The organism is Vibrio sp. MA40-2, assembly GCF_047302445.1.
Classification (GTDB): Bacteria; Pseudomonadota; Gammaproteobacteria; order Enterobacterales; family Vibrionaceae; genus Vibrio.
In genome coordinates this window covers 2336572-2360043 of sequence record NZ_CP178628.1, presented here as the reverse complement: position 1 = coordinate 2360043, position 23472 = coordinate 2336572, and the positions used below count along the sequence as shown (strand labels likewise).

The 23472-nt window shown below is 39.1% G+C and carries 20 protein-coding genes; 9 read left to right on the top strand and 11 right to left on the bottom strand.

Going from position 1 to position 23472, the window contains the following annotated elements; translation table 11 throughout:
* Positions 1-394 precede the first annotated feature (394 nt).
* Both cdd and purT read left to right on the top strand, forming a co-directional pair.
* Complete coding sequence (gene cdd / locus ACLKML_RS18335) at positions 395-1282, top strand: cytidine deaminase (RefSeq protein WP_413284411.1); 888 nt, start codon at positions 395-397, stop codon at positions 1280-1282.
* 227 nt (positions 1283-1509) lie between these two features.
* On the top strand, positions 1510-2685 hold the full coding sequence (purT, locus tag ACLKML_RS18330; RefSeq protein ID WP_413284410.1) for a formate-dependent phosphoribosylglycinamide formyltransferase: 1176 nt from the start codon (positions 1510-1512) through the stop codon (positions 2683-2685).
* Positions 2686-2819: 134 nt separating this feature from the next.
* Here purT and ACLKML_RS18325 read toward each other — a convergent pair whose 3' ends face one another.
* Positions 2820-3473, bottom strand: a complete 654-nt coding sequence (locus tag ACLKML_RS18325) for a thiopurine S-methyltransferase (protein ID WP_413284409.1) — start codon at positions 3471-3473, stop codon at positions 2820-2822.
* Positions 3474-3741: 268 nt separating this feature from the next.
* Here ACLKML_RS18325 and ACLKML_RS18320 point away from each other — a divergent pair, with 268 nt between their 5' ends.
* On the top strand, positions 3742-4509 hold the full coding sequence (locus ACLKML_RS18320; RefSeq protein WP_413284408.1) for a RelA/SpoT domain-containing protein: 768 nt from the start codon (positions 3742-3744) through the stop codon (positions 4507-4509).
* 39 nt (positions 4510-4548) lie between these two features.
* On the opposite strand, the gene ihfA is transcribed toward ACLKML_RS18320, so the two are convergent.
* On the bottom strand, positions 4549-4845 hold the full coding sequence (ihfA, locus tag ACLKML_RS18315; RefSeq protein WP_195703195.1) for an integration host factor subunit alpha: 297 nt from the start codon (positions 4843-4845) through the stop codon (positions 4549-4551).
* Between the two features lie 634 nt (positions 4846-5479).
* On the opposite strand from ihfA, the gene glgC reads away from it, so the two are divergent.
* Positions 5480-6733 (top strand): glucose-1-phosphate adenylyltransferase, encoded by a 1254-nt coding sequence (gene glgC, locus ACLKML_RS18310; protein ID WP_413284407.1) that lies wholly within the window; start codon positions 5480-5482, stop codon positions 6731-6733.
* Positions 6734-6838: 105 nt separating this feature from the next.
* On the opposite strand, the gene pheT is transcribed toward glgC, so the two are convergent.
* A complete protein-coding gene (gene pheT, locus ACLKML_RS18305; protein WP_413284406.1) occupies positions 6839-9226 on the bottom strand; it encodes a phenylalanine--tRNA ligase subunit beta in 2388 nt (795 codons plus the stop codon).
* Between the two features lie 18 nt (positions 9227-9244).
* Positions 9245-10228 (bottom strand): phenylalanine--tRNA ligase subunit alpha, encoded by a 984-nt coding sequence (gene pheS / locus ACLKML_RS18300; RefSeq protein ID WP_317716671.1) that lies wholly within the window; start codon positions 10226-10228, stop codon positions 9245-9247.
* A 259-nt stretch (positions 10229-10487) separates the two neighbouring features.
* Here pheS and ACLKML_RS18295 point away from each other — a divergent pair, with 259 nt between their 5' ends.
* Positions 10488-10916 (top strand): GNAT family N-acetyltransferase, encoded by a 429-nt coding sequence (locus ACLKML_RS18295; RefSeq protein ID WP_413284405.1) that lies wholly within the window; start codon positions 10488-10490, stop codon positions 10914-10916.
* A 100-nt stretch (positions 10917-11016) separates the two neighbouring features.
* Here the strand turns inward: ACLKML_RS18295 and rplT are convergent, their stop codons facing one another.
* From rplT to ACLKML_RS18270, 5 genes are all read right to left on the bottom strand, one after another.
* Entirely contained in the window at positions 11017-11370 is a 354-nt protein-coding gene (rplT, locus tag ACLKML_RS18290; RefSeq protein ID WP_171754615.1) for a 50S ribosomal protein L20, read from the bottom strand.
* Between the two features lie 37 nt (positions 11371-11407).
* Positions 11408-11602, bottom strand: a complete 195-nt coding sequence (gene rpmI / locus ACLKML_RS18285) for a 50S ribosomal protein L35 (protein WP_317716668.1) — start codon at positions 11600-11602, stop codon at positions 11408-11410.
* A gap of 135 nt (positions 11603-11737) precedes the next feature.
* On the bottom strand, positions 11738-12262 hold the full coding sequence (infC, locus tag ACLKML_RS18280) for a translation initiation factor IF-3 (RefSeq protein WP_317716667.1): 525 nt from the start codon (positions 12260-12262) through the stop codon (positions 11738-11740).
* Positions 12263-12292: 30 nt separating this feature from the next.
* On the bottom strand, positions 12293-14221 hold the full coding sequence (gene thrS / locus ACLKML_RS18275; protein WP_413284404.1) for a threonine--tRNA ligase: 1929 nt from the start codon (positions 14219-14221) through the stop codon (positions 12293-12295).
* Between the two features lie 207 nt (positions 14222-14428).
* The gene (locus ACLKML_RS18270) at positions 14429-16030 is read right to left on the bottom strand and encodes a peptide ABC transporter substrate-binding protein (RefSeq protein ID WP_413285928.1); all 1602 of its coding nucleotides are present in this window, start codon (positions 16028-16030) and stop codon (positions 14429-14431) included.
* Between the two features lie 191 nt (positions 16031-16221).
* On the opposite strand from ACLKML_RS18270, the gene mpaA reads away from it, so the two are divergent.
* Complete coding sequence (gene mpaA / locus ACLKML_RS18265; RefSeq protein ID WP_413285927.1) at positions 16222-16944, top strand: murein tripeptide amidase MpaA; 723 nt, start codon at positions 16222-16224, stop codon at positions 16942-16944.
* A 135-nt stretch (positions 16945-17079) separates the two neighbouring features.
* Complete coding sequence (locus ACLKML_RS18260) at positions 17080-17805, top strand: DUF3581 domain-containing protein (protein ID WP_413284403.1); 726 nt, start codon at positions 17080-17082, stop codon at positions 17803-17805.
* Positions 17806-17997: 192 nt separating this feature from the next.
* Here the strand turns inward: ACLKML_RS18260 and ACLKML_RS18255 are convergent, their stop codons facing one another.
* Together ACLKML_RS18255 and ACLKML_RS18250 are read right to left on the bottom strand one after the other, a co-directional pair.
* Positions 17998-18459 carry a methyltransferase family protein gene (locus tag ACLKML_RS18255; RefSeq protein WP_413284402.1) on the bottom strand — a complete coding sequence of 154 codons (462 nt, stop codon included), beginning with the start codon at positions 18457-18459 and terminating at the stop codon, positions 17998-18000.
* A 105-nt stretch (positions 18460-18564) separates the two neighbouring features.
* Positions 18565-21684: an FAD-binding and (Fe-S)-binding domain-containing protein gene (locus ACLKML_RS18250; protein ID WP_413284401.1), complete on the bottom strand. Its 3120-nt coding sequence runs from the start codon at positions 21682-21684 to the stop codon at positions 18565-18567.
* Positions 21685-21868: 184 nt separating this feature from the next.
* Between ACLKML_RS18250 and ACLKML_RS18245 the strand changes: the two genes are divergently transcribed.
* Both ACLKML_RS18245 and ACLKML_RS18240 read left to right on the top strand, forming a co-directional pair.
* Positions 21869-22552: a DUF3334 family protein gene (locus ACLKML_RS18245; protein WP_413284400.1), complete on the top strand. Its 684-nt coding sequence runs from the start codon at positions 21869-21871 to the stop codon at positions 22550-22552.
* Between the two features lie 152 nt (positions 22553-22704).
* Entirely contained in the window at positions 22705-23388 is a 684-nt protein-coding gene (locus tag ACLKML_RS18240; protein WP_413284399.1) for a DUF2786 domain-containing protein, read from the top strand.
* Positions 23389-23472: the final 84 nt, after the last annotated feature.

Sequence of the window (23472 nt, the reverse complement as noted above, 5' to 3'; positions counted from 1 at the left end):
AACTTTATGATAGAAACAAATCAATATCACCTGCCTTACTTATCTCTGAGCAGATAAACAAGCCACGCTTTGCTACAACGTTTATACTTCCTATTTATTACATTCCTTCATATTTGTAGATTTTTCATTACTATTATTCAGAGACTATTTATCATATTACATCCGATTTAGATAACGTTGCAATTTAGATAACATCATAATTTCGCTCAGTAAGTTACCGATAACTACATAACAATAATAACGTACACCAATCACGACTGTGTCACTTAAATCTATGTGATGTCACTCTATTTATGAAAAATTAGATCACCTTGCAATTTAATATGTGACACAGGTCTCTGTAATTCAACTTGCTTTAGCTAGAATGTCGGTACTTCCCTTTAAAGGACCGAATATGAAGACTCGATTAAATGCAGCACTCGATGGTGCACCACAACCTGTTGCTGACTATTTAAATAACCTCATTCAATCAGGTAATTTTGACGCGACCATTACCGCCGAACAGTTTGAACAACTTTTACAATGTTCAGGATTAAGCGATAAAGCGTTGAGACTGTCTCTTCTACCCTTTGCTGCCGCCTATTCTTATGCACCGATTTCAGAGTTTTATGTTGGTTCAATTGTGCGAGGTCTGTCAGGTAAATTGTATTTTGGCGCAAATATGGAATTCATAGGCGCTCAAATGAGTCAAACCGTACATGCTGAACAATCTGGAATAAGTCATGCGTGGATGAAAGGTGAGACAGGCATAAAAGATATAACCATCAACTATAGTCCTTGCGGTCACTGCCGCCAATTTATGAATGAATTGACCACTGCGCAGGAACTTAAGATCCAACTGCCGAAACGACAAGAAATGTCACTGCAAGAATATTTGCCCGATTCTTTTGGTCCTGCTGATCTTGATATTCCTGACCGCCTTATGGATGGTAAATTTTTAAGTTATAAAACAACAGAGTCGGATCCATTAATACTCAATGCGCTAAAAGCATTGAACTATAGCCATGCCCCTTATTCAGGAAATTTCAGTGGTGTAGCGTTAGAACTCAATGACGGTAGTGTATTTCTTGGTTCTTATGCAGAAAACGCCGCATTTAATCCTAGCCTTCCTCCTCTACAAGTAGCATTAGCACAAGTTCTGATGGCTGGGAAATCGTTTGATCAAATAACAGCAGCCGCGCTTGCTGAATTATCAACTGGAAAAATTCATAATATTGATGGAACCCAAGCAACATTAGAAGCATTAAACCCTGATATTCCCTTAGCTTATATCTCTATATAACTTCGTTGCCCAATTCTACATAACTTCTATTTTCAATCGTTACATTCATCGCCCAGAGCCTTAATTTATTAAGGCTTTTTTGCTTACCCTTGATCAGTAAACGGTTATGATTCAAAGCAAACCGTTATAGTTCACGAGCAAACGACCGTATTTCACAAGCAAACGATTGCGGAATTCTCAAGATCCAGTATTATCCTTGCAATTTGATCATAATGAAGGATTTTCCAATGCTGGGTACTGCTACAAGCACAGGCGCGACTAGAGTTTTATTATTAGGTTCTGGAGAACTAGGCAAAGAAGTGGCAATAGAATGTCACCGACTTGGATTAGAGGTAATCGCGTGTGATCGATATCCTAATGCGCCTGCAATGCAAGTGGCGCATCGTAGCCATGTGGTTGACATGCTCGATGGTGAAGCCTTGAAAGCCATAATTGAACTGGAAAAACCAGATTATGTGGTGCCAGAAATTGAAGCTATTGCCACGGACACTTTAGTCGAACTAGAAGCCAAAGGCTTAAATGTTGTTCCGACCGCTAACGCTACTAAGTTAACAATGAACCGTGAAGGTATCCGTTGTTTAGCTGCAGAAGAACTTTCTATTTTAACTTCGCCTTATAAATTTGCTGATACCTTAGAGCAATTTAAACAAGCTATCGAACATGTAGGCATGCCTTGCGTTATAAAACCGGTTATGAGCTCTTCTGGTAAAGGACAAAGCGTCATAAAAACCGAAGATGACATATTAACTGCATGGGAATACGCTCAAGAAGGTGGTAGAGCCGGAGCTGGACGAGTAATTGTTGAAGGTTTTGTTGATTTTGATTATGAAATAACACTACTTACAGTAAGAGCCGTTGATGGTGTTCATTTCTGCCAGCCTATTGGCCACAGACAAGAAGATGGCGATTATAGAGAATCTTGGCAGCCACAAGCTATGTCTAATATTGCGTTGAAAGCCGCTGAGTATATCTCGGAGCAAGTCGTGAATGCTTTAGGTGGATACGGGTTATTTGGTGTTGAACTGTTTGTGAAAGGCGATAAGGTTATCTTTAGTGAAGTTTCACCGCGACCACATGATACTGGTATGGTGACGATGATTTCGCAGGAACTCTCTGAGTTTGCTTTGCATGTCAGAGCATTCACTGGAATGCCTATTAATAAAATAGTTCAACATGGTCCAGCCGCCTCTGCAGTAATTCTGGGAGATGGTACATCAGACAACATCCGTTATACTGGTTTGGATGAAGCATTAAGCGCACCAAAAACTCAAATCCGTTTATTCGCTAAACCTGATATAGATGGTCGTCGTCGCTTAGGTGTAGCCCTCGCCCAACGTAAAAAATTGGATAAGGCAATTGATCAAGCTATATCAGCTGCATCTAAAATCAAAATTGTGTACTAATAAGTATAGAATTATATAACTCACTAATAGTTACTAACAAAAATGGACTCAAATTCAAGCCCATTTTTGTTGTCACTGTTTTGTATAAATGCTTAATCTTCAGTTTATATTTATTCAATAATGGGCTTTAAACACTAACTATCATCTTCAATTAACCACACCAACTCAGCAAATCGACTCAAGCCACTTTTAGCTATTTTAGGGTGCATATCATCAGCGTCATCCCGATTAAGTAATGTCAGCTTGTACTCACTAAATAATCTTCTTAACTCCACTTCCGCAACACTAAACGGAGGACCTGACATTTCTGCTTGCACATAATCTAACGTCACTAATAATATTCTACCACCTTTGTTAAGCACCGTTTTCAATCGATTAACGTACTCTTCTCGCATATCCTCAGGTAGAGCAACTAATGCCGCACGATCGTATACAATGTCGACATTCTCTATTGGAGATGTAAAAAAGTCGCCTACATAAATAGATAATTCATCAAACTGATACAGCTCATGAGATGCATCTAACTTTACGACCATTGGGGTATAAAAATGCTCAGAAAAAAAAGAGCGCACGGCTATATCACTAATTTCAACACCTTGTACAGACTCATGCCTTTGTGCAAGCCAAATAAGATCTTCACTTTTACCACAAAGTGGTAATAACACTTTATCAGTCGTTTTAGGCTCGACCTTTTCCCAAAATTTAATCAGCAATGGATTAACATCATCTAAGTGAAAACCTATCTGATTCGACGCCCACTTATGATGCCAAAATTCTTTATCTCTCATAACAACCAAATATTAATAACAACAAGTCGCAATACTGTCTCTAAATCATGTACAGAAAGCAAGTAACATAAAGAAATTGTATATGTGATTGATCTCTCACTGATTGTAAATTTGTGCAAAGAACAATTGAAAATACTAAAAATGCCCTAAGATATAAAACATAACGAGTACAAATTGTTTCGACTACAAAAATGCACACTTGATTGAATAATACGTTTGACCTTTAGAGTTCACATTTTACCAAACGTCATCAATCCAAGGAGCTTTAATGAACGTACTGTTACGTACTATTCTCACCTTACTGGTATTTAGCCGGGCGCCCGCCTTTGCCTCTATTGAGCCTATAAACGATAACCAACAACGAAGCCAAACTCAGAACCAAATTAACTCAAAACTGTTCAAACACAGTTTAAGCGGACTGTACGGTATAAATTCTTTTCGTCTTTCAGCACGCCAACCTTACTCAGATTTCAATACGCTCTATTCTAAAGCTCATCAAGCCCAATACGAACTAGAAACCATCTGTAAAAGTGTTGCGCTGCAAACAAACTCACAGGCGCTTTTCTCCGGAGTAAAATCACAACAAAGAGCTCAAACCAAAATAAAAACAGATTTGTCTAATGAGGTAAGCAGGATCACTGATTTGGCGAGAGGAACGATTGTCACCAACGACATCGAAGATTTAGTCACAACGTTTGAATTACTTGAGAATCAAACCAAGATTGTCAGTGTGAAAAATCGCTTTAAAAATCCGGCTCCTTCTGGTTACCGTGATTTAAATATACTAGTAGAATTACCCAAGACTAAGATCATCGCAGAAGTGCAACTCCACCTTGCCGACATCGCAAAAGTGAAAAACGGTCCAGAACATGAATTGTATGAACAAATTCAGCATATTGAACGAAATGCGGTCGCAAGCAATGGTATGCTAAACCAATTAGAACAAGCACGAATAAACAAATTGCGCCAACAATCGATTAATTTGTATCATGATGCTTGGCAACCGTATATCACAACGAAAATAAAAGCAGCATAAAATAAAAAAGACCACTTAAATGTGGTCTTTCATTAAAGGCTATTTCTCGATTTTGATATTTTCAACTCGAGCTTTCAATTTTTGCCCAGGACGGAATGTAACCACCCGTCGAGCGGAAATTGGTATGTCTTCGCCAGTTTTTGGGTTTCGACCAGGTCTTTCACTTTTTTCTCGTAAATCAAAATTTCCAAATCCAGAGAGCTTAACCTGTTCACCATTTTCGAGTGCTTTACGAATTTCTTCAAAAAACACTTCTACCGTTTCCTTGGCATCTCGCTTACTATATCCAAGTTTTTCAAACAGGTTCTCAGCCAAATCGGCCTTTGTGAGCGCCATAAAAACTTCCCTCAAAGCTGTATTAAATATTGCTACAATTAAGTAACACCAAATTGGATAGTGCTTTACCGATGTAAAATATCGGCGACATCAAAAGAAGTGTAAGCCAACCTTATGATTTTGGCTAATTTTTTTATTTCATTTATTAACTAAACACTCAAGTAGAGGTTGTTTTACCGCTAACTCTCCACATTTTCATCAGTTATAAAAACTAACAAACAATCAAAAATCAACTATAAATATTTAAAAAACACAAAAAAGCAGTCAAATAAACCACCAAAGACGATCAATGTAAAATTTTTGTATTTTTTCAATCATTTCATGATCTTGCAACAACTTTTAATAAAAAATTTAAATAAAATTAGCTAGCATACAAAAATTGAATATTTAACGAACAACAATTAACCGATGATAATACTGCAGTAAAACATTTTCGACCGAACGAAATAATTTAGTGCTAATATTTAGTGATGAATATCAAAAGATTGAAAACTCACCCTATCTCTTAACAAATCAGTGACCCAATCGACATAGAAATGTTGATAATAATAGTACTTTAGTAATGACGGTGTTGCCCCCTTAATAATAAACAACATCGCCAATTTTAATACATTACCTATAAGGCTTTAACTATATGGCAAGTAACAATTATTCACACGCTGATACCAACCAACTTGTGCGTGAAACAAGTGCGCTAATTTTAGCCGGCGGAAAAGGAACACGATTAAAACAATTAACTAGCAATAATGCTAAGCCGGCTATTTCCTTTGGTGGTAAATTTAGAATTATCGATTTTACTCTCTCAAACTGTATCAATTCCGGCGTCAGAAAAGTGGGTGTATTAACACAATATATGGCACAAGATTTAATTGACCATCTTCAAGATGGTTGGCAAATTCTTTCTCCAGCAATGGGTGAAGGAGTACGTATTGTTCCAGCCCAACAAAGAACTGGTAGTGACTGGTATCGTGGTACTGCCGACGCTGTTTATCAAAATCTTGACCTTATCAAAAGACAAAATACAAAACGTGTACTTATACTTGGTGGCGACCATATTTATAAGATGGATTATTCTCGCATGCTTAATTTTCATGTCGAAAATGACGCTGCGGTAACAGTAGCATGTATCCATAAACCAATAGAAGAAGCCTCTTCTTTCGGTGTTATGGGTTTAGATGCAACGGGTGAAATTACAACTTTCGTAGAAAAACCAGAAAACCCACCGGCAGATCCTAGCGATCCAACTCAATCACTTGTATCGATGGGTATTTATATTTTTAATGCTGATATCTTGGAAGAAGAATTAGTCAAATCTTTAGAAGACCCTAAATATAACCACGATTTTGGACATAACATTATTCCAGGCTTACTTGGTCGAGCGAAGGTTTGTGGTTACGTATTTACCCAAGAAGGACATCCTGGAAAAACAGCATACTGGCGCGATGTAGGTAACCTTGATGAGTACTTTGCGGCAACTATGGATTTACTATCACCTGATCCTGAATTAGATCTTTATTCACATAACTGGCCTATTATCACCAATCAATCACAAAGACCTGGTGCTAAGTTTGTCTTCAATGATGAAGGGAGACGCGGCTATGCCGTCGATTCGGTACTCTCCGCTGGCACTATCATTTCTGGTGCTCACTTAGAACATTGTATGGTTTCAGCAAATGTTCGCGTACATAGTTATTCTAAGCTCAAAGATAGTATTCTTTTACCAAATTCAGAAATAGGTAGAAACTGTAGATTAACTAAAGTTATTGTTGGTGAAGGCTGTAAAATTCCTGACGGAACAATCATCGGGGAAAACCCAGCTGAAGACGCAGAAAAATACACCATTTCGGAAACAGGCGTGATCTTAGTAACGTCAGATATGTTTGATTAATATCTTTGTTTCTAAATGAATTCGACTTATTAATGAATAGGTTATAAAAATATAATGTAAAAAGGGCTCTTAAGAGCCCTTTTTTAATACAATGTGGTATTCACATTAAACGCGCAGTGCAGCACCAAACTGATTTGCAACAGCCGCTACAATTGCGTCAACCGAACCCGCGATATCTGCATCTTCCAATGTGCGTTGTTTAGATTGAAGAGTTAAAGCAATCGCCAAGCTTTTTTTGCCATCCTCTACCCCTTTGCCTACATACACATCAAACAATTTGGCCTCTGTTAAGAATTCGCCGCCAGCTTGAAGACAAGCATTGACTACCTCTCCTGAAGATATTTCATCACTAACCACTAATGCTATATCACGACGATTAGCAGGGAATTTAGATACTGCCACCGCTTCAGGTAAAACACGAGTATTAATCGCCGACCATTCAACCTCAAATACAACCGTGCGACCATTTAAGCCAAATGCGCGCTCTAACTCAGGATGAACCGTACCAATAACACCGACTTCTTTACCATCGACAATAATTGCTGCCGCTTGCCCTGGATGAAGTGCCGGGTGCTTTGTTGCAGCAAAGCTGTACGCTTTCTCATTAGCTGTCAATTCAAGAATCGCTTCTAAATCGCCTTTCAAGTCATAAAAATCGACAGTTGTATTCTCGATATCCCAATGTTCCTCACTACGACTTCCAGCTAATACGCCAGCAAGCATCGACTCTTGACGTATTCCGTTTTCTGCCGTTTCATCTGGGATAAATCTTAAACCGGATTCAAATAAACGAACACGCGGTTGCTGTCGCTTCTGGTTATGTACAACAGTATTTAATAAGCCTTGAATTAAGCCAAGACGCATTGCTGACATATCTGCTGATATTGGAAATGGCAAAATTAATGGTTCAACTTCTGGAACAACTAATTTTTGTTGCTCTGGTTCAACAAAACTATAGGTAATAGCTTCGTGGTAACCACGGTCAACTAAAAGGTCGCGAACGCGCTTAAGAGGTTGATTTACCTCTTTGTGCAGATTCATGCTCAGTCCAGCGATTGGAGCTTGATTTGGAATATTGTCGTAGCCATAAATACGACCAACTTCTTCAATCAAATCTTGTTCAATAGCGATATCAAAACGCCAAGCCGGCGATATTGCTGTCCATCCTTCTGCAACTTCGGTTACTTCACAACCTAAACGAGATAATATTTCCACTACATCGCTAGAAGGAATTTCATGCCCAAGAAGAGAATCTAACTTGGAGCGGCGAAGTGAAACCGTGTTAGCGGTAGGAAGATGCTGATCAGATTCAAAACCTGCAATCGGCCCAGCTTGACCACCGCAAATATCAATCAACAATTGTGTTGCACGTTCCATGCATTCAGTTTGACGAGTATAATCAACTCCTCGCTCATAACGCATCGAAGCATCCGTATGCAGACCATAGCTACGAGCACGGCCACGGATCGCATCCGGTGAGAAAAAGGCACACTCCAATAAAATATCTTTGGTTTCGGTTGTAACACCAGAACCTTCGCCACCAAAAATACCGCCAATTGCTAACGGCTTCTCATGGTCGCAAATAAGCAGCGTATCGCTATTTAATTCCGCTTCATTGCCATCTAATAGAGTTAATTTTTCACCTTGCTCTGCCAAACGAACGACAATACCACCTTCGATTTTACTCAAATCGAAAGCATGCATTGGTTGGCCTTGTTCCAGCAAAACATAGTTAGTGATATCAACAACAGGATCAATTGAACGAATACCACAGCGGCGCAATTTTTCTTGCATCCAAATAGGTGTTTCAATCTGTACATTGACACCTTTAATAACTCGACCAAGGTAGCGCGGACAAGCATCTTCTGCTTTAACATCAATAGAAACAGTATCATCAATTGATGGGTTGACTACGTCAAAAGTTGGCGATTCAACTTCTGCTCGGTTCAACACTCCGACTTCTCTTGCTAAACCACGAATACTAAAACAATCGGCACGGTTAGCGGTTAAGTCTACATCGATGGTTACATCTTCCAGATCTAAAAATTCACGGAAGTCTTTACCGATTTCAGCATCGGTTGACAGCTCCATTATTCCATCAGATTCAACATCAATACCAAGTTCCGAAAACGAACACAGCATGCCATGCGATGGTTGACCACGAAGTTTGGCTTTCTTTATTTTAAAATCGCCCGGCAGTACCGCACCCACGGTTGCAACGGCAACGTTTATACCTTCACGACAATTAGGCGCGCCACACACGATATCAAGAAGCTCATCTTCACCAATATCAATTTTTGTTACACGAAGTTTATCGGCATCAGGGTGTTGTCCACATTCAACAACTTTGCCCACTTTAACACCAGAAAAGGTTCCGGCGACTGGTAGAACGTCATCAACTTCCAAACCAGCCATAGTAATTTGATGTGTTAGCTCGTCAGTTGTTACAGCAGGGTTTACCCACTCACGTAGCCAAGATTCACTGAATTTCATTGTTCGACTGCCTCTGAATTACTTGAACTGTTTAAGGAAACGAAGATCGTTCTCGAAGAACGCTCGAAGATCATTTACGCCATAACGTAGCATCGTTAAACGTTCTACTCCCATACCAAAGGCAAAGCCTGAATATTTTTCTGGGTCAATTCCAACACTACGAAGTACATTTGGATGCACCATACCGCAGCCTAGAATTTCTAACCATTTGCCATTTTTACCTTTGACGTCAACTTCAGCTGAAGGCTCTGTGAAAGGAAAGTAAGAAGGACGGAAGCGAACTTCTAAATCTTCTTCAAAGAAATTACAAAGGAAATCATTTAGAATCCCTTTAAGTTGAGCAAAGTTAACATTTTCGTCTACAAGCATACCTTCTACTTGATGGAACATTGGTGTATGCGTTTGGTCGTAATCGTTACGATATACACGGCCAGGTGCAATAAAGCGCAATGGAGGCTGACGCTCTTCCATCGTACGGATTTGTACACCTGAAGTATGAGTACGAAGCATCAACTTAGGATTAAAGAAAAACGTATCATGATCGGTACGAGCTGGATGATCATCGGCAATATTTAGCGCATCAAAATTATGAAAATCATCTTCAACTTCAGGACCAGATTCAACTGTAAAACCTAATTCACCAAAAAAGCTTTCAATTCGCTCAATAGTACGAGTAACAGGATGAACCCCACCATTAGCGATACGGCGTCCAGGTAAAGTTACATCAATCGTTTCTGCAGCTAATTTTGCTTCTAGTTCTGCACGTTGCAGCGCATCTTTACGTGCGGCAATCGATTGTTGAACAACACCTTTGGCTTTATTGATTTCTTGTCCAGCGGTACGTCGCTCTTCTGGAGGGAGTTTACCTAGGCTTTGAAGTTGACTGGTCAGCTCCCCTTTTTTTCCTAGAAATTGAACGCGCACTTCGTCAAGCGCGACTAACGATTCAGCACTATTAATAGCTGACGTTGCGTTAGCAATGATCTCTTGTAGATGTTGCATTTTTTCCTCATCTACCTTTCGGTAGTGTCCATAATAAAGGCGTTTTGTTCTTTCGAAGTAGATTACTACTTTGAAAAATCAACACGCCCAATGTATATAACTGAATAACTACACATAGTAATCAAACAACGAGTTAAAGCCAAATCGAATCTACCTTATTCGACGCTTAAAACTAAATTAATTTTGAATTTTAATAAATTTTGGCCGTCCTTGAGCTGTTTTGATAGGATTGCACAATAACTAATAAACAAGACTAACCATGAATAACGCTATCTGTATAAAATTCGTTGCGGAATATGAACCACTGATCCGTCATATTAGACATTCTGTCTTTACCTTAGAGCAAAAGGTGGATTCGACTCTTGATTTTGACGGACTTGATTCGTTCGCTACCCACGCTCTTATTTACGATAATGAAACCCCTGTCGCAACAGGCAGATTATTAGATGATGGGCACATTGGACGAGTCGCCGTACTCAGTAGTCATAGAGGACTAGGTTATGGCAAACAAGTTATTAGTGCATTAGAACGATTTGCTGTTGAAAACCATTACCCAAGACTCTATTTAGGTGCTCAGTTACATGCCGAATCTTTTTATACCCAATTAGGTTTTAGTTGTTTTGGTGAACAGTATACCGAAGCAAATATCGAGCATATTTCAATGCAAAAGCAGTTGATAGCCGGATAACCAGAATCCTGATTGAATATATAGATAAAAAATAAAAACCATAGAACAAAAAAAGAGACCAATTAAGGTCTCTTTTTTCAAGTCTGATTCACTGTTCTAATTAAAGAGCAGCTTTCGCTTTTTCTACTAAAACTGCAAAAGCAGCTTTATCGAATACTGCGATGTCAGCAAGGATCTTACGATCGATCTCGATAGATGCTTTCTTTAGACCGTTAATGAAACGGCTGTAAGATAGACCATTTTGACGAGAAGCAGCGTTAATACGTGCGATCCATAGTTGACGGAACTGACGCTTTTTATTGCGACGGTCACGGTATGCATATTGACCAGCTTTAGTAACTGCTTGGAAAGCTACACGATAAACACGTGAACGTGCTCCGTAGTAACCTTTAGCTTGCTTTAGAACTTTCTTATGAGATGCACGAGCTTGTACACCACGTTTTACGCGAGGCATTATGTCTCTCCTAAACTATTAATTAAACTAAAAAGATTTAAGCGTATGGCATCATACGCATAACACCAGCCACTTCACATTTAGGAAGGATTGCGTTAGGACGTAGTTGACGCTTATTCTTAGTAGTACGCTTAGTCAGGATATGACGTTTTGTCGCGTGCTTAAACTTGATGCCACCAGCTGTTTTCTTGAAACGCTTAGCTGCACCTCTGTTGGTTTTCATCTTTGGCATGGATGAAGAACTCCGCATTGTTAGGTTTAAATTAACTTAATCGTTAATAAACATCGTTAATAAACATAGTAATTAGGGCGAATAAAATCCCGCAACGATAGTCGCTGCGAGACTAGATTACTTGTAGGCCGTTAATTACTTCTTTTTAGGGGCTAACACCATGATCATTTGACGACCTTCTATACGCGTTGGAAAAGACTCGACAACAGCTAATTCTTCTGTATCGGTTCTTAAACGCTTAAGAACATCGACACCAATCTCTTGGTGTGCCATTTCTCGGCCACGGAAGCGAATTGTTACCTTCACTTTGTTGCCTTCTTCTAGGAAACGCGTCAGGTTGCGTAGTTTTACCTGATAGTCTCCAATATCAGTCCCAGGTCGGAATTTTATTTCCTTAATCTGGATCTGCTTTTGCTTCTTCTTCTGCTCTTTAGCAGCTTTGCTCTTCTCGAAGAGGAACTTACCATAGTCCATCACTCGACAGACTGGTGGTTCGGCGTTCGGACTGATCTCTACCAGATCCATTCCAGATTCTTCTGCTGCTGTAATTGCTTCAGCAAGACTTACGATACCTACTGGCTCACCATCTGCGCCAGTCAAACGTACTTCACGTACGCCACGAATTTCACCGTTTAAACGGTGCAGGTTTGGTTTGGCCACTTGCTGGCCACGTCTTCCGCCTTTAATAGTTTATTCCTCCAGATTAAGCTTACGGGTAGAAACCTCAACTTGAAGATTGCTTATAAAGTCTTCAACTTTAATCTTACCAAGGTCTTTACCTTTACGAGTTCGTACTGCGATTTCACCAGCTTCCATTTCTTGGTCACCACAAACAAGCAGATACGGTACACGCTTTAAAGTGTGTTCGCGAATTTTAAAGCCTATCTTCTCATTTCTCAAGTCTACTTTTGCTCTAATTCCCGATTTTTGCAATTTATTTGCTACTTCTTGGACATAATCAGCTTGTTTATCGGTAATATTCATAATTACAGCTTGTTCAGGAGCTAACCACGTTGGGAAAAATCCTGCATACTCTTCAATAAGAATACCAATAAATCGTTCTAAAGAACCCAATATTGCACGGTGAATCATTACAGGAACCAATCTTTCGTTGTTTTCACCAACGTAAGTTGCTCCTAATCGACCTGGAAGGTTGAAATCGAGTTGTACTGTACCACATTGCCACGCTCGATCTAAACAATCATGTAAAGTAAATTCAATTTTAGGTCCATAAAATGCACCTTCGCCTTCTTGGATATCAAATTTGATGCCTAGATTATCCAAAGATTCTGTTAGTGCTTGTTCACTGCGGTCCCAAATTTCATCACTCCCGACACGTTGTTCAGGGCGAGTTGAAAGCTTCACTTCTATATTTTCAAAGCCGAACGTTTTGTATACGTCGTATACCATTTTAATACACTCGGTTACTTCATCTTGGATCTGCTCTTCAGTACAGAAGATATGAGCATCATCTTGTGTGAAGCCACGAACGCGCATTATGCCATGTAAGGCACCTGACGGCTCATTACGGTGGCAAGAGCCGAATTCAGCCATACGCAAGGGTAAATCGCGGTACGATTTAAGACCTTGATTAAAAATTTGCACATGTCCTGGGCAATTCATTGGTTTAATCGCATATTCGCGGTTTTCAGAGCTGGTTGTAAACATCGCATCCGCGTATTTATCCCAGTGACCTGAACGTTCCCACAGAACGCGATCCATCATCAATGGACCTTTTACTTCTTGATAGTTATATTCATCTAATTTAGCACGAATAAACGCTTCAAGATTACGGAAAATAGACCAGCCGTTATGGTGCCAAAAGACCATGCCTGGCGCTTCTTGTTGCATGTGGAATAGATCCAAATGCTTGCCAATTTTACGATGATCTCGTTTTGCTGCTTCTTCTAAACGAGTAAGATGCGCTTTAAGCGCTTTCTTATCATGAAAAGCCGTACCATAAATACGTTGCAGCATTTTATTATCGCTATTACCACGCCAATAAGCCCCTGCAACATTTAATAATGTGAAATGCTGACAAAACCCCATATGCGGTACGTGTGGGCCACGACACATATCAACATATTCTTCATGATGATAAAGTCCTGGACGGTCGTCTCTTGCAACATTTTCATCCAAGATTTCAATCTTATACGTTTCACCACGTGCTTCGAAAGCATCGCGTGCTTCTTGCCAACTTACCTTCTGTTTCACCACTTGATATTTGGTTTTAGCCAGTTCTTTCATACGCTTTTCTAAAGCATCAAGATCTTCTTGAGTCAGCGAATGCTCTAGATCAATATCATAATAGAAACCATTATCGATGGTTGGACCGATGGCCATTTTTGCGTCTGGAAATAGCTGCTTAATCGCATGCCCCAGAAGATGTGCACATGAATGACGTACAATTTCTAAACCATCTTGCTCATCTTTTGCCGTTATGATTTCAAGACTTGCATCTGTCTCAATAAGGTCGCAAGCATCAACACGATGACCATCAATACGACCTGCAATCGTTGCTTTAGCAAGACCAGGACCAATTGAAGCGGCGACATCCATAGTGGAAACAGGGTTATCAAACTGACGTTGACTACCATCAGGTAGAGTGATTATAGGCATGAGATTTCCTTCACAGTGGTGTTGCGTACCAAGCAACACATGATTGTTTAAAGTTGGGTAAAGTTGCTGAATATCTCTCAGTAATACGTATACCGGATATTCACCAAGCGACGGATTTTACTCGCTTAATAACGCTTTGCATAGGGAGAAAGCAGAATAATTCTGATTTATCGTCATATCAGACCTTACTCTGCTTTTTACTCACGGTTATTTTTTCATAACATAAAGATCTTTAGAATAGATTCGCCCTTCTGCATTATGCATCGGAAAGCCGCCAATAGTTGGTCTGACTAGTCTTGCTTGCATATAAAAATAGATTGGCGCTATTGGCATGTCTTCTGCGAGAATCGTCTCTGCTTGGTCATAATATTTATTTCTTTCTACTTCATCGGTTGCCGACTGGGCTTGTGCGATCGCTTGGTCATAAACAGGATTTTTATAAAACGCATAGTTTCTTTCGTTATCTGATGTAAACAAACTCAAGAATGTAGAGGCTTCGTTATAATCACCACACCATGAAGCTCTTAAAATATCAAAATCACCGGATTTTCTAGCACTTAAGTATGATTTCCATTCCTGATTCTCGAGCGTAATATCTGCACCGAGATTTTTATTAAGCATAGAAGCGATTGCAACGGCAATAGTCTTATGACTCTCACTAGTATTATAAAGCAGCGTTCCTTCAATAGGTTTGTTTTTATCAAACCCAGACGTTTTCGCTAATCGTACCGCTTCTTGTTCGCGCTGGTTTTGTGTCCATAAACCATATTCTGGCATCGTCGCTGTAAACCCAGCCACATCTTTATGGGCAAAAGTGTATGCAGGGACGTTACCAACATTGGTTATTCCTTTGGTGATAACATCTCGTTTAATCGAATAAGCGGCAGCTTTGCGTACATTAGGATCATTAAAAGGCGCATGTTCGGTATTGAAAGCATAGTAATAAGTACATAACAATGGTGTTACACGGTAGTCTTCTGGATATTGATCTTGCAGCATGGTTGCCATTTGAGCAGGAACATCTGACGTCATATCAATGTCACCTGCCTTATAACGGTTTAGCGCAGAGTTTTGATTTTCAAACGGTATATACGTGACATGATTAATAACGGTGTTTTTGCTATCCCAATAAGCGTCACTTCTTTCTAATTCAATACGTTCGTTAATGACCCACTCTTCTAGGATAAATGCGCCATTAGAAATCATTGTTTCTGGCCTTGCCCAAGTTTCACCATGCTCTAATACACTTTTACGATGCAACGGCATCATCGCGGTATGTGCCGTCATTGCAATAAAATAAGGAACTGGTTTTTCTAATTCAAACTTAATCGTATAAGGATCTAATACTTTTACACCTAATGAATCTATTGGCATTTTCCCTTCAATAATCGCTTTTGCATTTTTGATTTCTGTTAGCTTGATATACCACGCATTAGGTGAAGCAAAGCTAGGGTCGACTACTCGGCGTAAACTAAACAGAAAATCTTCCGCAGTGACAGGGTCACCATTAGACCAGCGCGCTTCTTTTCTAAGATGAAAAGTATAAGTTTGGTTGTTTTTATTTTCCCAACGCTCCGCTACCCCAGGAATCACTTTACCGTTTTGGTCTTGAATAACTAAGCCTTCAAATAGATCACGTAAAATATGAATCTCAGGCATTCCTTCTGCTTTTAGTGGATCCAAGGTCGCAGCTTCCGCATCATTGCCTCTTATTATGGTTTGAGTATCTGCGAGTACAACGCCATCGGGCACGTTAGCTGCGTAAGCATTATTTAAAAGACAAAAAATCGCACCTGCGACCACTGACATAGATATTTTATTTTTTATTTTCATGGGTTTTCCTTAAATATTGATACACTTAGACATGAGCGATCAATTAAAATCGATAGGCAATTGCAACAATATTTGTTTATATAATTACAACAATTTGCCGAAAGTAAATATATCAGTTTGTGATCGATACTTTTAGGCTAAGCCTGACATATTTAGGATAAATTATGTTGAATCTAAGACCTCGTCATCATAGAGCCTCACTTCTTATTGAACCGATACAATATGGTCGCTCTGTTTATGGCGCTCCTCTATTATATTTCCCAGCACAAACTAACTCAGATAATGCTGGATTGATCTTTGCCGGCACTCATGGCGATGAAACCGCATCGATATCGACGTTATCTTGTGCGCTTCGCAGTATAGAACCAAATCAACTGCAGCATAATGTCATTTTATCTATTAATCCTGATGGCAATCAGCTAGGAACACGGTCTAATGCCAATTGCGTCGATTTAAATCGAAACTTTCCAACCCAAAATCAACTTCACCAAGATACTGTGTATCGCTGGAATAGCTTGGCTAGCAGTAGAGACGTAGTGATCAAGACGGCAAGTTCAAATAAAATAGAGCCGGAAACTCAGGCGCTTATCGAGTTGATAAATCAACTCGAACCCAAATTTACGGTGAGTTTTCACGAACCGCTTTCTTGCATAGATGATCCATATTTCAGTGCCTTAGCATTCTGGTTGTCAGAGCAATTTTCACTGCCGGTGGTTAAAGATGTCGGCTATGAAACACCTGGCTCTTTTGGGACATGGTGCCAAGAAAACCATACCCCGTGTGTAACGGTTGAGTTACCTGCGATTTCAGCTGATTCAGCTAGCGAAACCTATATAAACCCAATGATAAGGCTACTAACCAGTGATTACTCGTTATTAACCAAGAAATAAATTAAAATTCAACTGTTTGATTTTAAACAATAAAAACTAGAGTTTTATTGTTTTTTAAATGAAATTGACTGATTAGACCATCTTCATTGAAAAATTGTATATAATTGTGGCGTTTTTAGCCACTAGCAGAGAATTATGTTTCTATCTCCTTATGTTTCAGTAACCAATAATCAGTTTCAGTTTACTCGTCGTCAAGCCAGCCACTTTGCTAAAAAGATAGCCGGTGATTTTAATCCAATTCACGACGAAGATAATAAACGCTTTTGTGTACCAGGTGATCTCCTTTTTGCTGTTTTATTAACAGAAGAAGGTATCAGCCAAAAAATGCGCTTTGATTTCTCTGGCATGGTTAACGATGGTATTGCTCTGAAATTAGAACATAAATGCGAAAATGAAAGCGCTCTTGTAGATGACAAAGGCAAACAATACTTGCATATGAATCGACAAGGAAAAGTCAGCCACGATTCAGAATTCATCGAACATGTAATTAAAACATACGTTAAGTTTTCTGGTATGAATTTTCCACATATTTTAGTTCCTTTAATGGAACAGAAAAATGTAATGATTAATTGTCAACGTCCATTGGTTATATATGAAAGTATGGAAGTCGAGTTTGATAGATTCGATCTTCACCACCCCGATGTTGAAATATCAGAAACCAATTTTGAAGTCGAAGGCAAGCGTGGCGTCGTTACTCTTAACTTTGTATTTAAAGAAGATGGTGTCATCGTTGGCAAAGGTGTGAAACGTTTAGTGACCAGTGGATTGCGCCCATATGACAAAACCGCGGTAGATAACTTAGTCACTCACTTCTATACCTGCAAAGATGCGTTCTTATCTCAAAATCCTATTGCAGCGTAATGTTTCAATCCGTTATTTTGTAATGAGTTTGTAGAAATGGGTAACATGCATAGCGGTTAGTTTAGCAATAACACTCTTTATCTTATCGATACAGAAGAGCCAGCAAACATGCTGGCTCTTCTGTATTACACCAAATTTTATCTTATGTCACTGAAAGCTTAACGCGTAGCTATTGCGCAAAAAGTCTATCACTCAAATCCAACGTCGTACTTTTTTCTTATAATCCAGATACTCAGCACCAAATTTTTGCTGTAAATGTTTTTCTTCTACGCAAATTTGAAATCTATTCATATACAGTACAAATGCGGCACAAACCAAAAAATTCAGTATGTTTTGTTGCACATAAGCAAAAGCAAATAATAGCAATAGTAAGCCGAAATACATTGGGTTTCGGCTTATCTTATACACCCCACTATTTACTACCGCGGTTGTTTTATTCATGTTAACTGGATGGACTGAAGTTTTCGCCTTACTAAACTCCATTATCCCACTTAAACCAAAATAACCAGACGCACAAAAACAAACAGCGCCGACAATATAAGGCATAGGTAAATAAACGTTCCAAACAGTTGAAATAGTATTGATCCAATACATAACGACAAGACACAATAAAAAGACAACGACTGGTGGTACTTTTAATTCAAGTGCACGCATATTTTTCCCTCGACTACGTTGAGTGTTTAAGCCTAAATTCACTAGGTAATAAGCATTTTAAACTGTCAATAGCTTTTACTATCAATAAGTTAAAACATCAACAGCTTAAACCATTAGTAGCAACGCTTGAATTGGGTGCTTGATCTTTTCACCTTCTAAACGCTTAACTTGACTACGGCAAGAATAACCGGTTACGAGACAGCGCTCTTTAGGTAAATTCTGCATTTGTGGTTGCCAACTTAAATTATAAATATCTTTCGACATTTCGAATTTATCCAGTTCATGGCCAAAGGTACCCGCCATGCCACAACAACCGACTGAAACTGTTTCTAACACGCCACCGAAAAACTTAAAGATGGTTTGCCACTCTTTTTCTGCATTAGGCATTCTAGTTTTTTCGGTACAATGAGCAAAAAGGTGCCATGGTTCAAGCTGAGAGGGTTTACCCACAGGGAAACTATCCAGTTGATTAAGCAAATACTCATGCGAATTTAGAACTTGGAACTCACCTCGGTCCTCACCCAAAATGTCCACATACTCATCTCGATAACACAGCACAAGTGCAGGATCGACACCAACCATCGGAATGTCAAGCTCGGACACGTCATTTAAAAAACTCGATGTGTTTTTCGCTGTATTGGTAAATTGTTTTAAAAACCCTTTAATGTGTTGTGCTTTTCCATTCGGTTTAAATGGTAATAACACCGGTTTTTTACCTAATCTTTCTAGCAATGCAACAAAATCAGCAACCACATCAGCATCATAAAACGAAGTAAATGGGTCTTGAACAATAAGGACATAATCGTTTCGTTGTTGTAACGACAGTTTCTGCAACTGTTGCATATCAAATTTGATACCGCCAGTTTTCGCAAGGTACTGCTTTAAAGTCGGTTTTGAAAGCAGTGGAGCATCAATATAACCAACCGTTTTTGCTGTTAAATTTTGCACCCATTTTTGCCTCAGGACACCATTAACTGCCACCGGTACTTTTGCCATTAACGGTAGCATGGTTTCAATATTAGCAACCAAATAATCTTTAGCTGGACGCTGATAACGCGAATAATAGATATTTAAGAAACGCGAACGGAAACTCGGTACGTCGACTTTTATCGGACACTGAGTACCACACGCTTTACAAGCTAAACAGCCATTCATCGCTTCATAAACTTCATGAGAAAAATCATACTCATGTTTTTTATTCAAACTATTCCTAACTCGATCTATCATTACTTTGATACTAGGACTCTTACTCAATGTATCGTTTTCTAGATCGAGAATATCAACCCCCTGCTCTGTCAACTGACGAAGCCATTCACGGACTAAACCTGCTCGCCCTTTGGGTGAATGTCGTCTATCTGCGGTAACCTTCATAGATGGGCACATTGGTGAGCTAGTGTCGTAATTAAAACATAAACCATTACCATTACACTCCATAGCTTGTTGAAAGCTATCCCGAACTTGGACGCTGATCTGCCTATCATAGTAAGCACGTTTAGTGTCACCTACTTTGACTAATTCTGCAGCACTATCTAATGGAGTACATATCTTACCGGGGTTCATCTTATTCATCGGGTCAAAAGCAGTTTTAACACGACGTAACTCTTGGAATAACTCTTCACCAAAAAAAGCAGGACCGTACTCAGAGCGATATCCTTTACCGTGTTCGCCCCACATTAATCCACCGTACTTGGCAACAAGAACAACCACACGGTCAGAAATTTCTTGCATCAAACTTTCTTGTAACGGATCACAAAGATCTAATGCAGGACGCACATGCAATACACCGGTATCAACGTGGCCAAACATTCCATAGTAAAGGCCTTTACTATCAAGTAGTTGACGAAACTCGACAATAAAATCGGCTAAATTCTCTGGAGGAACACAAGTATCTTCGGTAAAGGCGACTGGTTTAGCTCGTCCTTTGGTTGCACCTAGTAAGCCGACCGCTTTTTTGCGCATACCGTAAATTCGACCGATACTCGCTAAATCATCACAAACCTGATAACCAATCACACCGTTTTCTTGATTAGCCATCATTGCTTCTAGCTGTTCGACCAATGAATCAACATGTTGAGCAATCACTTGGTCATCATTTCCTGCAAATTCGACAATATTGATCCCTAGCATCTCTTTATCTGGTACATCTAGAATCAGATCACGCACAGAATGCCAAACAATATCTTGCTTAGCTAAATTAAGTACTTTGGAGTCAATCGTTTCTACTGATAAAGCGTTTGCTTTGACCAGAAAAGGGGCGGTTCTTAGTGCCGAATCAAAACTATCGTATTTAACATTAACTAAGGTTCTAACTTTTGGAATAGGCGTTAAGTTAAGCTTGGCTTCAGTAATAAATGCAAGTGACCCTTCTGATCCACAAAGCACTCGAGTTAAGTCAAACTCATTCTGATCATTCAATGCATTCTTTAAGTCGTAGCCGGTAAGAAAGCGGTTTAAAGGCGGGAATTTGTCAACAATTTGCTGTCTTTTATCCCGACACACCTTTTCAGCCACTTGGTATGCTTGATGCGCATACTCTCCCACCTCCGGCTCACCACGAGAATGATCAGTTTCAAAAATTGACCCATCAGCAAAAACCGCTTGCAACGATAAAACATGATCTGACGTTTTACCGTACATCAATGAACCCTGGCCCGAGGCATCAGTGTTGATCATACCGCCTACCGTCGCTCGATTACTGGTAGACAAATCTGGAGAGAAAAAATAACCATAAGGGCGCACAGCATCATTCAAACTATCTTTAACAATACCAGTTTGCACTCTAACCCAACCTTCTTCTTGGTTGACCTCCAAAACTTTATTCATATAACGCGAAAGATCAACGACGATACCTTTGGTTAGCGACTGGCCATTGGTTCCAGTTCCACCGCCTCTAGGAGAAAACGTAATACGGTCATAATCTGAATGTTTACTCAATTTAGCAATTAAACGCACATCTTCAGTACTTCTAGGGTGTACCACCGCTTGAGGAAGTTGTTGATACACACTGTTGTCAGTAGCAACCGCAAGTCGACTTGAATATTGAGATTCAATATCACCAGTGAAACCTTGCGACTCTAACAATTTCAAATACTTTAGAACCAGAGGATCAACACTATTTTGATTCTCTAATCTAGGTAATTTGGTCGTTGTTAGTTTTGCATTAAAAGGCTGATTATTATTAGACGATTCGTTTATATTATTTATTTTTTCTACATTGCTAGACATTGGTGCTTCCTGCCCTTTACTACACTGTTTCCTACCGCTCAATATGCTTTAACAGTGTTAAATTTTGATTGTTGTCACTTTACATCATATGACAATTGAACAAAACACTATTCCTAGTGACCTAAGCAATCTTTTTGCTCATAATCATTACTCACTATTGCAAAACATTATGAGAATAAAAATCATGAAAAAAACCAAGGTCGTTACAACTGAAGATATTTTACTTAAGCTCTGTCAATCAGTCTCCAGCGTATTAAGTACCGCGACTAATACTAATATTCAATACTCTGCAATGGTACAAAAAATCAACAAGACCTGTCTGCGTCCAGATTTTGGCTGTTTTGTTCTGTTCGATGGCGGCTTTTCTGGCTTGGTTATTATCAACTTTACCTCACAAGCTGCATTAGAAATCTATACTCAGTACATGAGAAATATGGGAATGCCGGAAGAAGAACTCGCGATATTACACACTTCAAATGAAGTGGGCGATGTTCTTGGAGAGTTAACCAATCAACTGGTAGGAGATTTCACCAATAAAATTCGTAATGAATTAAAAACCAATATCACCCAAAACCAGCCGAAAATGCTGGCAATCAATAAGCAAGTAAAAATTTCTGTAGATACAGACTTAGATCGTCCACAAGCAAGAAGAGTTAGCTTTTCTACTGCAGCTAACAATATCTTTTATCTGGAACTCGCGATGGATAAAACCGAATTTATTCAAATGGAAGAATTTGAGATAGAAGAAAATCAATGTCCCGATTCGATTATCGAGCAAGAACAAAACCGACAAGTTAGTTCTACTAAAACAACACAAGATGTGGACAATAATACAGCGAATGATTTATTGGATGAACTAGGTATTTAACCCTGTATTAACTCATACGTATGTTGATGAATTAAAAACCGTTAATTTACAAATTTGTCTACTTGTAAACGTTAAGTGTGCTTTATCTCTTAGATAAAACTAGGTAAAATAACCGACTTTCAAAATTTAAGCCCTGTCTAAAAAGTAGGTTCATGGATAAGCAGAAAGCCCTAAAGAAAATTGCAAAATGCCTAGAACTAGGTAACTCAGCCAATGTAAATGAAGCGGCTCAAGCAATAAAAATGGCTCATCGATTGATGATTAAATATGGTCTAGATAAAGACGATATTGAATTTATCAAAATGGGCAAGACTCAATCTTCTCATCTTTTGCCCGCAAGTATAAGTTCGACTATTTTGCGAGTTATTAGAGGTATTAACACTAAATTTGGTGTAGAAGCCGTGCTGCTTAATCATAAAGGATTAAAGAGAGTAGAATTTATTGGTGAGGCAGACCGTGCAATTTTTGCTGCTTTTGCTTTTGATATTGTTTATCGAGAAATGAATGAACACACTGGACAGTTTAGAAACAGCTTCAGTGGCACGGGAACCAGTACCACTGAAGTGACAAAACGCGTCAATTCTTTTGTTTCTGGGTGGGTTGAAGGTGCACTAGAAAAACTACCTGAAATTGCACCAGATGATGATTCAAACAGTAAAATCAATAACTACATTGACCGTGAATTTAAAAATATTGATCGTGAAACCTTTAAGCAACAACTTAGAGACGCAATGAAAAATATCACTAAAGACTACGAAGTCGGTCTCAAAAAAGGCAGAAAACTTTCCGTCAACCGTCCGGTTGACGGCGGAAAAACGCCTAAAATGCTTAAATAAAAAAATGCACTATCTAAACTAAAACAATGAGGCTCAATAGATTAAATGAGACATTATCGGTTCATCGTAATCAGCCTTTATTTT